General features: G+C 33.2%; 14 protein-coding genes. 3 read left to right on the plus strand and 11 right to left on the minus strand.

The genetic code is table 11. The features are described 5' to 3' along the window. Window positions 1-30 precede the first annotated feature (30 nt). On the minus strand, window positions 31-1,206 hold the full coding sequence (locus HMPREF2706_RS03225) for an MFS transporter (protein WP_064212228.1): 1,176 nt from the start codon (window positions 1,204-1,206) through the stop codon (window positions 31-33). A gap of 245 nt (window positions 1,207-1,451) precedes the next feature. On the opposite strand from HMPREF2706_RS03225, the gene HMPREF2706_RS03230 reads away from it, so the two are divergent. Beyond that, window positions 1,452-2,504 carry an LLM class flavin-dependent oxidoreductase gene (locus tag HMPREF2706_RS03230; RefSeq protein ID WP_030062696.1) on the plus strand — a complete coding sequence of 351 codons (1,053 nt, stop codon included), beginning with the start codon at window positions 1,452-1,454 and terminating at the stop codon, window positions 2,502-2,504. 13 nt (window positions 2,505-2,517) lie between these two features. Then, window positions 2,518-2,874 carry a hypothetical protein gene (locus tag HMPREF2706_RS03235; RefSeq protein WP_002436380.1) on the plus strand — a complete coding sequence of 119 codons (357 nt, stop codon included), beginning with the start codon at window positions 2,518-2,520 and terminating at the stop codon, window positions 2,872-2,874. A gap of 113 nt (window positions 2,875-2,987) precedes the next feature. Here the strand turns inward: HMPREF2706_RS03235 and HMPREF2706_RS03240 are convergent, their stop codons facing one another. Continuing rightward, window positions 2,988-3,467 (minus strand): peptide-methionine (S)-S-oxide reductase, encoded by a 480-nt coding sequence (locus tag HMPREF2706_RS03240; RefSeq protein WP_023350966.1) that lies wholly within the window; start codon window positions 3,465-3,467, stop codon window positions 2,988-2,990. Window positions 3,468-3,755: 288 nt separating this feature from the next. Beyond that, complete coding sequence (locus tag HMPREF2706_RS03245; RefSeq protein WP_002454198.1) at window positions 3,756-4,103, minus strand: DUF4064 domain-containing protein; 348 nt, start codon at window positions 4,101-4,103, stop codon at window positions 3,756-3,758. A gap of 476 nt (window positions 4,104-4,579) precedes the next feature. Here HMPREF2706_RS03245 and HMPREF2706_RS03250 point away from each other — a divergent pair, with 476 nt between their 5' ends. Then, window positions 4,580-4,867 (plus strand): LPXTG cell wall anchor domain-containing protein, encoded by a 288-nt coding sequence (locus HMPREF2706_RS03250; protein ID WP_227959528.1) that lies wholly within the window; start codon window positions 4,580-4,582, stop codon window positions 4,865-4,867. Window positions 4,868-4,974: 107 nt separating this feature from the next. Here the strand turns inward: HMPREF2706_RS03250 and HMPREF2706_RS03255 are convergent, their stop codons facing one another. The 8 genes from HMPREF2706_RS03255 to secY2 form a co-directional block, all read right to left on the minus strand. Further along, complete coding sequence (locus HMPREF2706_RS03255) at window positions 4,975-5,334, minus strand: hypothetical protein (protein WP_002436374.1); 360 nt, start codon at window positions 5,332-5,334, stop codon at window positions 4,975-4,977. A 103-nt stretch (window positions 5,335-5,437) separates the two neighbouring features. Beyond that, complete coding sequence (gtfB, locus tag HMPREF2706_RS03260; RefSeq protein ID WP_064212229.1) at window positions 5,438-6,775, minus strand: accessory Sec system glycosylation chaperone GtfB; 1,338 nt, start codon at window positions 6,773-6,775, stop codon at window positions 5,438-5,440. Then, window positions 6,768-8,276 carry an accessory Sec system glycosyltransferase GtfA gene (gene gtfA, locus HMPREF2706_RS03265; protein WP_030062699.1) on the minus strand — a complete coding sequence of 503 codons (1,509 nt, stop codon included), beginning with the start codon at window positions 8,274-8,276 and terminating at the stop codon, window positions 6,768-6,770. The genes gtfB and gtfA overlap by 8 nt, the downstream gene beginning before the upstream one ends. Window positions 8,277-8,294: 18 nt before the next feature. After that, window positions 8,295-10,703, minus strand: a complete 2,409-nt coding sequence (secA2, locus tag HMPREF2706_RS03270) for an accessory Sec system translocase SecA2 (protein WP_070862188.1) — start codon at window positions 10,701-10,703, stop codon at window positions 8,295-8,297. Continuing rightward, entirely contained in the window at window positions 10,678-11,250 is a 573-nt protein-coding gene (gene asp3, locus HMPREF2706_RS03275) for an accessory Sec system protein Asp3 (RefSeq protein ID WP_064212231.1), read from the minus strand. The genes secA2 and asp3 overlap by 26 nt, the downstream gene beginning before the upstream one ends. Next, complete coding sequence (gene asp2, locus HMPREF2706_RS03280; RefSeq protein WP_030062702.1) at window positions 11,237-12,796, minus strand: accessory Sec system protein Asp2; 1,560 nt, start codon at window positions 12,794-12,796, stop codon at window positions 11,237-11,239. The genes asp3 and asp2 overlap by 14 nt, the downstream gene beginning before the upstream one ends. Further along, a complete protein-coding gene (asp1, locus tag HMPREF2706_RS03285) occupies window positions 12,780-14,348 on the minus strand; it encodes an accessory Sec system protein Asp1 (RefSeq protein ID WP_030062703.1) in 1,569 nt (522 codons plus the stop codon). The genes asp2 and asp1 overlap by 17 nt, the downstream gene beginning before the upstream one ends. 10 nt (window positions 14,349-14,358) lie before the next feature. After that, on the minus strand, window positions 14,359-15,246 hold the full coding sequence (secY2, locus tag HMPREF2706_RS03290; RefSeq protein WP_371106842.1) for an accessory Sec system protein translocase subunit SecY2: 888 nt from the start codon (window positions 15,244-15,246) through the stop codon (window positions 14,359-14,361). Window positions 15,247-15,256 lie beyond the last annotated feature (10 nt).

Consider the following 15,256-nt stretch of genomic DNA (forward strand, 5'->3'; position numbering starts at 1 on the left):
TATGAAATGTTGAGTCATTTTCCTACAAAATTAATTCACATAATGGTCATTCGGCATAAATATAGAAACGATAACTGCTAGAACACCTATTATTGCAATAGTTACAAACTCTAAGAAGAAATTAGGAATTTGCTTAACATAAATCATTAAAATTGGTGCAATAGCCGTTCCTAAGAATAAAATCACTGTATTAACTGATAAAAAGAAACCTTGATTACTGTTCACCACAACCCCCACTTTAGAAATCACTGTAGGTATAGCAAATGCAATACCTGCTACAAATGTCACACTAAAAATAGTGATGAGTACAATGTTCGTGAAAGTTCCCATGAGTATAAGTGATACCACGCATGTAGAGAGCGCTAAAGTTAGGACACGTTTCGTACCTAATCGACCACTCAAACGTCCTGCTAATAATGATAAAAACATTCCTATCACACCAAATAATTTTACGACTGATGCAACTGACATATCCCCACCAACTTTATTAGAGGTTATATATGAATTCAAGATACTATACATACTAATAAACATAATGAGTAGCGTAAGAGAAATAAATAAGCAATACAATACTTTAAGATTTTGACCAAAGTCTTTAAAGTTATTGAAGAAATTAAGTAGTTTTAGATCTGGCTTTTTATTAGGGCTTTCTGGCACATGTTTATAAATAATAAATGTCAGTGTTAAATATAATATCGTTAAGATAAAATAAACCCAATGCCAATTGAGATAACTGACTACTATTTCACTCATATTTTGACCGAGTACACCTGATAACATAAAACTTGTACTAATAAAGCTGATTGCTGTAATTCGTTTGACTGGAGGATATGTTTCAGTTGTGTACGTAATCGCTACTGGAGAGAATGCTGCAGCGAAGATACCTTGCAATGCGCGCATGATAAGTAAAAGCATAAATGAATGTACGAATCCTATGATTAAGCAAATGATGACTAGCGCGCTAATACCCATCAGTATCGTTTTTATTCTGCCGAACTTTTCAGAGATGGTGCCGTAGAAAAGACAACTTATTGAATAAGTGAGTGAGAAAACAACACTATTCAATGTTGCTACTGATTGAGGAACATGAAAGTCTTCTGCAAAAGCTGCGGTTAAAGGCAATGCTGTGTATAAACTACCCATCACGATAATTCCTGAAATAAACATAATTGTCGTGATGAGATTATAGTTTCTACTGTCTTCCATTCATCTTCATACTCCTTTCAAATTTTTAGTCAACGTTACTATTATGCCAGTTTGATTTTAAATTCTAAAGGGGGAGATTTAATTGGTGAATATTACCTATATTAAAGATAAATTAGCTGAAGTCTATAATGATGCATATGATGCTCAATATTATTTTTTATAATAAGGAAACTTTTATATTGACATAGTAAAAGTGTAAGCTTAATATATACCTAGTATAAAAAATATACTAGGAGGTGTGAGTGATGAAAATAGAATTGGGATTAACATCTTTTGCTGAGAATAGCGATATTGTTATGCCTGATGGCAAGCATGAATCTATTAGTCATGCACAACGAATTCGAAATATTGTCGAAGAAATTGAACTCGCCGATCAACTTGGTTTAGATATCTATGGTTTAGGCGAACATCACAGAAAAGACTATGCAGTTTCTGATCCCGTAACAGTTTTAGGCGCTGCAGCTGCAAGAACACAGCACATTAAATTATCATCTGCTGTTACGGTCTTATCTTCTGATGATCCGGTTAGAGTATATGAGAGATTTTCGACTTTAGATGCTGTATCTAATGGCCGAGCTGAAATCATGATTGGTCGAGGTTCATTTATCGAATCTTTCCCTCTATTCGGTTATAATTTAAATGACTATGAAGATCTATTTAATGAAAAACTTCAAATGTTGCTTAAAATCAACAAACATGAAATCATAAGTTGGGAAGGTAAATTAAGACCAAGTTTAGAATACACTGGCATTTACCCACGAGTAGAAAATGGCGAATTACCTATATGGATTGCTACAGGTGGTACGCCTGAATCATCACTCAGAGCTGGTGCGTTTGGCTTACCTATTACGTATGCTATCATTGGGGGAAATCCTAGACGATTTGCACGTAATATTGAAATATACAAATCAATTGCGTTATCTTACGGACATGATCCTTCAAAATTACCTATTGGTGTACACTCATGGGGTTATGTAGCTGAAACAGATGAGCAAGCTAAACGAGAATTCTTCCCTTCACTTAAAGCACATCAAGATATTATAGGTAAAGAAAGAGGTTGGCCAGCTTTCGATGAGAATGCATTCGAAAGAGAAATAGGCAGTCATGGTGCTATCTACTTAGGTAGCCCTGAAACAGTTGCACAAAAGATTATTGATACAATTGAAACTCTAGGTATTAATCGCTTTATGATTCATACGCCTGTAGGTTCTATGCCACATGAGTATGTGATGAATTCAATTCGTCTTTTTGGGGAAAGGGTTAAACCTATAGTAGATAAATATTTTGAAGATAAATAGGAGGAAATATTTTATGATTTTACGTTATGCTACAAATTTAAAACTTGCTAAAGAATTATACAATGCAAGCAAACCAAAATTACAAGGTGACCAAGGTATGGTAGATACTTTCACTAACACATTCGGTTTACCAGCTAGTTCAGTTAAAGTAGCGGGTGGTGTTGAAGCTACTGCAGCTGCATTATTCGCTGCAAGTTTCTTAAACAAAAACATCTCACGTCTAGGTTCACTTGCTACTATTTCAGTATTAGGTGTTGCAACTTATAAACACTTTGAAGCTGGCCACGGTAAAAAAGGTGCTCAACATGCCCTTGATTTACTAGGTTTAGCTACTTTAAGCTTATTAGATACTTTCACTTCTAAAAGATAAGAGTTAAAAATTAAGACTCTCCGCATCGGCGGGGAGTCTTATTTATTATTTAAATACTTCTTCATAACTCTAAATGCATTTTACGTATCTTCTTGATACTTTAGTTAATAAATTTACTTTTTATATTTATTTAAAAGTGATTCAGGAACATGACAAAGATATTGATCTTCAGGATGCCTATCAAGATGATCTTGATGTTCTTCAGCACTTTTCACATAGTTTAATAATGGTTTAACTTCCACCATAATTCGTTGTGCGTCTGATCTACTATCAATAAAATCGCGAGCTTCATTTAAGTGATTAGAATCATCACTATATATACCGGTACGATATTTTTCACCTACATCTTGTCCTTGTTTATTCAAGCTATATGGATCTATCATTTCAAAGAGATAACTCATTAACTCTTTAATGGTTACTTGATTTGAGTTAAATTCAACTTTTACACATTCTGCATACCCGTCGTACGGGCCATCTAAGTTATTTGTAGTTCCATTAACTCTTCCTGCCTCAGTATTAATCACGCCAGGTATCGTTTTAAAAAAGGCTTCTGTACCCCATAAACATCCGCCTGCAAGATATACGATGTCCAACTCTATCACCTCGTATACATTGTAGCATTTAACTAAGATTAAATAACAAATGATATAAAAAAATGTGTTGCCATTTGATTGACTGCATACTCCAAAGTGACTTGCCATTGCTATATTAATATATAAATAAAATAAACCTCCATATCGTTGTTAACAATATAGAGGTTATTATTTAGTAAAATTTAATTATCATTATTTCAATTACTCACAAATTTATATCGCGAATCCTTGTAAAATAATGCACTTGTTATGTTATTAAGAAATTAAAGTCAATTTTTATTAACCGATTTATTTTCTTACCAACGCTAGTATACCTGCTACTAAAATCAAGATTCCTGAAAGAATTCCAAAAAAACTAATAAAAATAAAGTTTAGGATCCCACCAATGATTAAAAGCACACCAATTAAAACTCTTTTTTTGTTAATAATACAACTTAAAATAAGAGTTATAATGCAAGTAATAATTACAGCTACGCCTAATCCACCTACATTGCCACCATCAGTATCAAGTTGAGAACTAACACCTTGGAGCATAATAGCGAACAAACCACCTAATATACCAAATATACTACCCATGATCCCTAACACCATTTCAGCAACTCGATTTGTAGGTTTAACTTTTTGCATTTCATTCATAATTTTCCCTCCTTTATTAATTAAATTAAAAATAGTTAATAAGGATTATATATAAGACTAAATTCTTTATGCGATACTTATTAACATATGCGTTGCAATACATTAAAGTATGCCCACCTTTTTATTTTATTATATTATCTTGTAAAATCAATATTGTTTTCTTCTAATCTACATTTTTGTATATTTTGTATAATTTCAAAAATCTTAAATATTACTATAAATATCAAAGTGACAATTTTGTCATAGATTTGATATCTCATACACAGGAGTTCATAAATAGCTTGTGATATCTTATTTATTATACATAGAGAACGTGAATGATTTGTAAATTTGTTGTACTTTAAACAATGCTTCTTGGGAGACTTTTATTATATTTCTCTAATGTATAGATTTTAAATTTTAAAGGAGAGATTATTTTGACTCAAAAATTTGTCGCTTGCACTATTGGTAGTGTCTTAATTACTCTCGCTTTTCTTGTGGTATGCAATCAACCAGTATCTGCTGCAACTCCTAATGAGAATCAAACAATGAATCAATTACAACTACATTCATTAAAAGATGATTCAAAAGATGCCAGTTCAGAGCCATATTTTTTTAAATCCAACGCAGTAGAACATAAACATCCTATTTATCAAACGACATCAAAATCCACACTTCCTGAAACAGGTAAATCTATATCTCATTCTCCTGTTATGGCAGGAATTATAGCGCTCGTTTTGGGGTTAGTTATTTTGATTCATAAAAAGATTTCTGCTAGAAAATAATAACTATTTTATTTAAAAAATGGGCTTTTCGATTGATCATCGACAAGCTCTTTTAAATTACATAAAAAAAGAGTTGGAACTAAACGCTCCAACTCTTCTTACATACATTAAATAATGAGTAATTTAATACCTCTAATTATATTTGTAAAGAATAGGACAATTGCCCATATAAAGAAAATTGCTGCAACGATAAATGCAATTGTTATTCCTATTCCAGAATGCGCGCTATCAAATAACGCTGGAATAATCATAAGGCTTAACAATCCAATAGCTACAAATACCCAAGTGAAAATATGATTAAATAAAGCATTTCTAGAATGAGTAGAACCTGGGGGTTTCGCTATAATCCATACAACGAGTGGGAATAACACAGGTGCAAAAAACACACTAAGATAACTTAAAGCGCCTAATACATTATTAGCTTTTTCATTATGTCTTTCATCATATCTTTCATCAAAATTGTTCATTTTTTTCACCTCAGTTATATCTAAACATATCATTGCACACAATTTAAGATATAATGCTTAAAATTACAACTCTGTAAGTTTAACAACGTAATACTTAGCATTTTTAATTCAATGCTTGATTGAGTGCCGTCTTAAATGTTGAAACCGAGATTTCATTCGCGTGAGACGACTGTTGATCAAGTTTATCTTTAAATATATCTTTATTAGAACCTACCTCAGTAAGTACTCGGCTCAATTCTGCAACATTTTCAGCTGAAAATAAGTGTGATGGTGAAGTTATAGTTAAATGGTGTGCAGTCTCTTTATACCCAAGTATGAGTAAATTATAATCAAATGCTGTTCTAACAGCATTCAATATTTCCCCACCTTCATTAATATCTAGATAAATATCGCATCGTTGATAAAGTTCCTCTACCATATCTCTTTTAATTGTCGGATAAAGTTTCGCATTCGGATAATGTTCTAGGCTTGTAAGTACAGTAGACATTTCTGTCACTGCACCAATGTGAAAGTTAAAATCATCATGACGTTGTATTAATGCCTCTAAATGCGGAATTTGATCGGAATTAGTTAGAATTAAAATATTTTTTGATAATTGATTTTCTTTCTTTTTACTATATAAGTACCCAGAGGGATATACGAATTGATTTTCAGTTGAATTCAGTTGATTAGTAATCATTTGATACTCTTCTCTTTCAGGAATAATTACTGAAAACTGGCTGAAATTATTTGGCTCAAACATTAATTTCATATTTCCCGGGACATGCCCTTGAGACTGTTCTTGCCAAAATAACACGACTTGTTGTGCAATAGATTGATGATAAAGCGTAATAAACGGTGTTGAAAGGGAATTAAAAACGACTTGTTTATAATCAATATTTAGTTCATTTAAATAAAATGCTATAAATTCTTTCGTCGTTTCAAAGAAATAAGACTTCCCTCTGTAATCCAAAACTATATTTTGAGTCACATAGTTTTCGTATATAACTTCTTTACCATTTCTATCCATATATTTTTTTAATATGGGTGTACCGGACAAATCATAGACCTTTTCAGCGTATTTGAATCCTTCTTTTGTGTAGTAATCGACCGAACGAAGTCGTTGGTGTTTATCTAACCATTCTACATAACTTACGACTCTCGTTTTATAATATTCTTTATAGAATATTTTACCTCGCAACTCGCCCATGTCTATGACTTGAGCCATCGTACCGTTTCCTTTTATTTCCCAAAAGGGCGGTGTAGTTACATCATTAAAAAATGCTGGTTTGTCATCATCATAGATTTGATAATTTGCAAAGTATTGATAAGGTGAAGTCACTTCATCTGGTAAGAAACCATCATCATTTAATACAATTGTAAAAGGATGATAGCCAGCTATTTTAAGTGATTCATGTAACTCACGGGTATTACTATCATAATTCTCGAATAAATTAATCATGTAGCACCTCTTTAATTAATTGTTCCCATTTTTCAACTATATGAGTTGTCTTAAACTCCTCAGCAATTTCGTATGATACATCGTGCGGGTGTGAGGGGCCATTTTCAAAATATTGGATGATCTTAGTCGCCATATGATCTGTGACGTCGTTGATGGATTCTCTATCCAAGTTAATAGGAATAAGGTAACCATTACGAGCATCTTTAATAAATGTCGGACTACCATAATTGACATCAAATCCTATCATGCCTAGCCCTGAACCTACTGCTTCCATCAGTGTCAAACCGAAGCCTTCGCTTTGAGAAGCAGCAACAAATAGTTGATAATGACGATAGACATCTTGAAGGTTCACGTGCCCTTTTAACCGAATATAGTCTTGGGCATGATGTTCTTGGATTATCTTCTCGATTCTTTCTTGTTCAGGACCATGGCCGTAAATATCAAATGTTAATTCAGGTAGCGCTTTTCTCGCTTTAATTACCGCTAGAGCTATCCAATCCACATGTTTTTCACTAGCTAAGCGCGAAGCAGTGATTATAGAGAAAGGCATTCTAGGTTCTTGCGGATAACTTAATTGATGTAGACTCCCCACTGGTATCGTTCTGATTCTAGGAGAATCATGCGTATAATTTTTAAACTGTTCGTTTAATATTTTATTTTGTAAATCTGTTGCTGTAATAAAGAAATCAATGTATTTTGCATTCTCAAATTGATATTCATAATAATTATTCCATAAAATATGTGTATCATCAGTTGAGTTCATACTATAATGCTCGGCATGGACAACTACACCCACTTTGCTGTCGCCCTTATTTTGTAAAATAGCCTGACCTACATCTGTAGCGCGATCAATAATGACAATATCGTCGCTTTCTAAGTGAAGTTTGCGAATAAAATACGCGATAAATTCTTCTTTACTATATAAACGTGCATCATCAAATACATATACATGTGCATCATCATCTATGTATTCTTTATAAACAATTGATCCGTCCTCATTATAGAATTGACGCATATATAGTTTAGCTCTCTTATCATACGGCGCATAATACTCAGAAAATGTACGCACATAACTATAAAAATCTTTACGAATTAACATGCCATTCACTACAAATTCTGCACGATCGACATAGTTTTCTTCAGGATTTTTTAAATAGCATGTAACGAAAGTCTCATTATTGTCTAAATACAGTCTCAATACTTTCCCATTTCGCTCATAACTTGAGACCTCGTTACCAAGTTCAGATATTAAATCATTAACTGTATATGTAGTGGGAGCGATATTAATATCTGTGAAGTATTGATATAACCAGATAATTTCATCATCTTTGAACCCAATATTACTCGTTAGAGTTTGAATATTTTCAGATTGAATAAAATCTAAAAACACAAACTTGATTGGATAGTTGAGTTGACGAAGCAGTTGAGCTCGATAAGCTTGCGCATATTCAACCCCACTACTTGCCCACCCAATACCAAAATTTATATTATAAATCGTCATGCCTTTACACCTCTTTATTTATGGAAAATGGATGACCATATTATCAGATTTATCGAATGTTAGAATACTTAAGCATAAATTTCGAATGATTTTTCTTTTGATGTCCTTCGCCATTAATTCATACGTTTCTAAAGCAACTTTGTGATATTCATAAATGATGTTTCGTTGACCATTTTGTCGATTATTGACACTTGCTTTAAGTTGTTGCAAGTTATCCACTTGTTCTATCCACTCACTATCAATTGCTTTTATAAAGGACTTTTGTAAAAAACGGCGTTTTAAGTATGGGTCAGATACTTCTTTCAGATTATGATTAAGTTGTTGCTTAAACTGTTTTATTAAAAACTGTATAACCTCTTCACGATTTTTAATGTCTATATTTGAAACAGTTTCATTAAAAACAAAACTTAAATTTTTATAAATGTAATTAATCAGTGCTTCTTCGTTGATTAACTTTTTGTATTTAATATCATTCGCAAAGACGTCTCGCGCTAATTGTTCAAAGTTAAAGTCCTCAAAGTGTTCTCTCTCAAGAATTTGATCTCTTAAGTCATAAATTTTTTCTCGCTGAATACTAATACTTTTTTCAAATTCATTAGCCATTTCTCTATTAACCATGGCAGTTTCTTCAGAAACCCGTTGCGCTTTATTAACGATTGACTTCACTCGTCTTTGGAATAGTGTACTATTTTCTAATTTTGAAGATTCCAACGATAGTAGTTTTTCATTTCCCACTAAATTAGAATTACTCCAACGTTTTACTAAATAATCATCTAATGATACGAAAATTTGAGAATACCCTGGGTCTCCTTGACGTCCTGAACGCCCTCTCAATTGACGGTCTACTCGGCTATTTTCCATGTGCTCATTAATTATGACTGCTAATCCACCAATTTCGAAGACATCTTTAGCTAATTTAATATCAGTACCTCGTCCAGCCATACTTGTCGCCACTGTTACCGCTGATAATTGCCCAGCTTCTGCTATCATTTGTGCTTCTTTCGCAACATTTTGTGCGATAAGCAAGTTGTTAGGTATGTCTTTTTTGAATAATTGCTGTGAGAAATATTCTGCAGCTTCAGCTGTTCTAGTAATAAGAAGTACTGGTTGCTGTGTGCGATGAATATCAACGACACTTTTTAAAATCGCTTCATTCTTAATATTTCCATTCGCAAAGACTCTATCTGGACGATCGTCACGTTTAATTGGACTATTAGTTGGGATTTCTACCACTATTTTGGAATATAAATCGAAGAATTCTTTTTCCCCTAGTTTACCGGTCCCTGTCATTCCGGAAAATTGATTAAATTGTTTAAACAAGTTTTGGAATGTAATCGTCGCCATCACACTCATATCCCTAGAAATCTCAACATCTTCAATCGCTTCAATCGCTTGATGTAAACCTGACTGCAGTTTAGTACCCTGCAACATGCGCCCTGTTATCCTATTAATTAACACGATTTCACCATCAAAGATAAAATAATCCAAATTATACTTAAATAAATACTTTGCACGAAGCGATAAGTTGATAATTCTGACTAAATCAAAATGTTGATTCTCGTACATATTATTTACTTTAAAGTAATGATTCGCCGCTTCTATCCCTTCTTCAGTTAACCAAACTTCCTTTTTATTAAATTTCACTTGAAAATGAACATCCTCTTCAAGTGTTTCTAAAAATGATTTAACAATATGAAATAAATTAGATTGTACACGTGGTGCACCTGAAATAACGAGTGGTGTTTGAGCTGCATCTAAAATAATTGAGTCGACCTCATCAATAATTGCAAAATTTAAGTCTGGTAGAAATTTAGCTTGTATATCGTCAGCCAAATTATCAATTAAATAGTCGAAGCCAAGACGACCGTTCGTCGTATAGACGATATCATGATGATATAGATGATACTTCTCATTTTCTTCATATTCATAGTTTGGTATATCGACGAAGCCAAGAGATGCGCTAAGGCCAAGCCATTCATATAATGGTTTCATCTCTTGATAATCACGTTTCGCAAGATATTCATTAGTAGTAATAAGGTAGGCACCTTTTCCTGCGAGCCCGTTTAAATACAGTGGCATCGTAGCCGTTAAAGTTTTACCTTCACCCGTTTGCATCTCAGCAATATTACCTTGGTGCATGACAATTGCTCCAAGTACTTGAACATCCTTTGGATACATTCCAAGCACACGTTTCGACGCTTCACGTACAGTGGCATACGCTTCAGGCAATAACTTGTCCAAGGTAGTTTTACTAGATTGTAACCGTTCTTTAAATTGTAGCGTTTTCGCTTTTAATTGTTCATCTGTATAGTTCGCATATTCCTTGCTTAATGAATTAATTTGCTTTAAAGATTTACTCACTCGACGCAATCTCATGTTGTTAATGATTGTGTTAATACCGCTATTCACGGTTTTCACCTCCAGCATCGGAAAGTGCATCCAAGTCATACGTTCTTGCATTTTTTATCACACGATTCATAATTTCAAACTTCTCTTTAGTGTTAATGCCTTTTGCAGTACTTGGGTTACGGTATGTCCCATCTCCTAGTTCCACAATCGTTATATTTTGAAAGTGAAGATGATCCATTCCAGCATTAACTAACTCCAACTGATAAGAATGCGTTTCTAACGGATAAACGATTTCTTCTTCCTTATTTTTAATAATTTTGTATTCAAATTGTTCTTTGTTTTTACGATAAAACTTAATTTTGAAATAGGCTGCTCCTTCAGGCTCAACTTGAAAATTAAATTTAAATAAGTAACGATGTCCTTTTTTTAATATCGGAAGTTTAGGACTCACACGATCTTCTGTAAAGTTCGTCAGCATATACCAATTGTGAATCACTGTACCTGAAGGCATGAGTGGATTTTCAAAATAAATATCATCATTATTAAAATGTAACTTAGTGCCATACATAAATGTAGTTAAATTGACTAATCGCCATTTCACTTCAAATTGTTTAGCTTCTTGCATGTGATTCTCTCCCAAATTGTTGTGCCATGATTAAATGATAAAAATTGATAAACCAGTTAGTAATTGTCGAAGAATCATCATTATGTCTCCCTGGTACACTTCTACTCATTACACGCGCATATTGTTTTGTAAGTACTGGTAATAATTCATGAAAGGCATTGATATCATAATCATCGTGCTCCATATATGCAATCGCAAATGTTGTCTGGGTGAGTTGACTGTTGTGTATTTGATTCCAAAATTTTTGATCAAGTTGGTTGATTTCATTTTCAGAAATACCGCCTTCATTAGATCTTAAAACATCTAAAGATGTACCAAAGTCGTTAGGACGGACTAGCTTCATATTATTAGCAATCGTTCCGACATTAATCAATGGTTTACCTACTATCACTGCTGCCGGCTGAAGTCGTGTCGCATAATATAAAGCACCAAAAGATCCCATTGATAATCCTGAAAGTATCAATTGGTCATGGGTAAAACCTAAATAATCTAACGCACCCAGGATGACATCTTTAATGCCATTCTCATAATCTTCAGATCCTAAATAAAAGGCCCCACCCTCAATTCGAGGATCACTAATTAAAATGAAAGGTGCATTCAAACGGTTCATCATAAAGAAACCTTCGAAGCCTTCAGCAGTTCTATAGCCACTAAAATACACATTCAATGGTGGTTTAAAATCACCTGGATTGAAGTAATGAAAGAACTCATTACGGTTTTTATCGCTAAACCGTTGTCCTCCTAGAATAAATTGACCTAATTCCAACCTAGACCAACGCTTGTGAATTGAACCTACAAACAACGTACCTTCTCCTTGCGCTTTGAGAGAAATACTCACATTAGCTTTATACGGTCTCGCAGGCAACTCTATCGGTTGGTCTAATTCATTCTGTTCAAAGATGAATGTTTCAACTGGTTGCTCAGTAGAGTAGACCGGTATCATACGTAGCGTATACTGTATCTTAACTTCACCTTCAATTTTAAATTCTGGCCATATTTGATTGACTTTATTTTCATCAGCAATAATGTTTCGACTCCATGTGACAAGAGGTGTAAGTTGGTCGCCAAAGTTTCCCGAAATCTCTAACGATTCATTACCGTTAAATTGGTATTTTCCAATAAACGCTGTATTTACACGACAATGTATAGGTGTTACTTTATCACCATATTGCCCAGGAAATGTTATCGCCTGTAATTTCTGATGCAAATCTTCCTCATTATCATACTTGAGAGGTTTGATAAAATTTTGCTGAACGACCTTTTCTTCTTGAAAATGCACATCCCAATATGCCTCGTCTATCACCGTGTTATAGGGCGTGCTAACGATTTTGAATAAATTGATAAGTGACTCAGAGTACGGCGCTTGTGTAAACACAAAATCAAATGCCCCGTTTTGTTCTATAAGAGCTTCTACTGCTTGGAGATAACCACTTTCAAAATCAAATACAGCCGTATCTATATAATCCCATTCGACTTCTCTTTTATTTTCAAAAAGGTTTTCTAAATCATTCCCTCCAATTTGGAGTACTTTAAATGTACGTGGCATATTTATCATCACCTTCAAACAATTGATTAATTTGATGAATGATATTTATAGAACTAAATTCATCTACTAATCTCATGGAATATGCATACGAATAATTCCACTTTTTTAAATGTACTAAAAAATAATCTAAAGCTGAGACGATTTGAGAAATATCTTTTATGATTAAACCATTCTGTTCATGTTTAACATAATCAGTCCCTCTATAATTAACTTGTGGCACACCTGCGCCTATACAACAAATTTGTAGAAAAAGGTCGGGTTCATTTGATAAATCGACAACTAACCTTAAATTGGAGATAGCTCTAACAAAGTCTTCTGAAAAAGGTACATACTCCAATTCTATGACCGTTTCTTTTTTTATTTGTGATGCCAATATATCCTCAATTTCATCAGAATGTTCTTGTTTTTCTTGGTGGTACGTATCATTGAGTCGAGCAATTTCTTCCATTAACCAATCGTTTGGATCATTCTTGTATTTGGTAAGTAATTTTAACTTGAAATGATCTTTTTGTTGTATATATTGAAATAATGAAGTTAAAATCACTCGCAATTCATGTTTAGGTAATTGATCTATCCATAATCCTACATACGTATCATAGAGTTGACTACTTTTATTAGATATCGTTTGCGCATCAAAGGGCGTTACTCTTAATAAATGTAGATGCGTTTGAGACTCCTTAGCATAACGTTGAATCTCTCTCTGATTGTCTTGCGTATCGACCAGACAATAGCGTGCTTGAGAGATTGAATCAAATAGTTCAGGCGTCACTTTCTTATTTCGCTCTGTAAATACTGAAAAACATAAAGAAGACTCATCTATCGTATGAGCCATCACTGAATTGTGTCTTTCATCTGATGCAACGATGATTAAGTCATCTTTTTTAATCTCTCTTTCGGCATACTCTTTAAACTTTTCTTCAATTAAATCTGCCATAGTTGCATAAGTTGTTTGTTTAAAATTTGATTGGAATTGCTCCTTAATTGTCACTGTTTTATTTCTCAAATCTTCTTTAAATATTTCTTCTCCTTTGATTGAGAAGTAATGTTTCATTTTACTTTGACCCGTCTCAGTATATGTTCTAACCGCTGAAATAAAACCTCTATCATCAATGACATAGCGTCGTTGGATTATATTGTGTTGAAAGTCTTCTATCCACATTAAATATCCTTCTTGACTAAAGTGTATCTTTGAAAAAGTATGTTCCCCTGTGACCGCCTGAATTTGATAAGGAGTAAATATAAATTCTGTATTTTCAGGCCACGCTAAATCTCGATAATCAATTGCCTGTGGGGTTTGATGACTAACACCTTGAATATCATCAAACACTGACCAATAGTTAGTTTCAAACAAATCATATCTGTGAAGGAAAGTTCTGAGATAAGGACTGAAACTAAGTATCATCAACTGATAATCCACATTATTTTTACTATGCATTGTCATTAAACTGATCATATCATCAAAGTCTGTGTATTGACGCTTTTGATAGAAAGGTACTGATGTACTTTCCCACCATTTATCATGACTATACCATGCAGGAATAAATCGCTTCATAATTTCCTCCTTACCAATATTTATCTAATATTTGCTTGTAACCATCAAAATATAAATACGCACGCAGTGTTTCTGCGATATTAATACCTATATAAACAAAGACAATCAATTGAATCGAAAAGTAAATTTCTTCAAATAAATGTGGCACAAGTAATGAACAATATAATGGAATAGCTAACACAATAGCTACAATGATTGAACCAGACCAACATACACGGCGTGCTTTTTGTGATAAAAATCGTGTCGTATGCTTACCTGGATATATCCCCTCAAAATAATTTCCGTTTTTAAGAAATTCTTTCGATTTACGTCGCGTATTAATTAAAAATCGTGATAAGACATACCCTAATACGATTTGCATCAATAAATAGATTGTAATACCTATAGGGTTTGAAAAACTGAAAATAGTCGTCTCAAAATCCTTATCTACGGCAAGTCTACCTATGAGATTAACTATATTATTCTCAAGTATGAAGATAGATAAACTCATCATTATCGTTATACTTCCTGCCGGATTTAACTTCCACGACAAATAAGTTGGTGTATCCTTTGAAGAAATATTCATAATATCATTGTATTCTAAGCGATACTCTGACCGTTCTATAAAGAGTAAGATGAAGAGTATCAAAGCCAATGAACAGATGATAATGACCAATAGTATTGGATTTAAATTTAATTTAGCAAAATGACTATTGAACATTGATTTAACAAGGCTCATTAATACAATTGGCATAGGTCCAGCAATACCGTATGTGGTATTTTGGTCAGCTAACCATACTAAAAATAACGTTCCTGTAATTAAGACAAGTAACAATATAAAAATATTTGTATCAGTTATCGCCTTTTTATTAATAAATGAATGTATGATATAGAAGGTTCTGTTGCAAAGTAAAAAAATATAGCTAACC

The sequence above is a fragment of the Staphylococcus sp. HMSC067F07 genome (assembly GCF_001837405.1).
Classification (GTDB): Bacteria; Bacillota; Bacilli; order Staphylococcales; family Staphylococcaceae; genus Staphylococcus; species Staphylococcus capitis.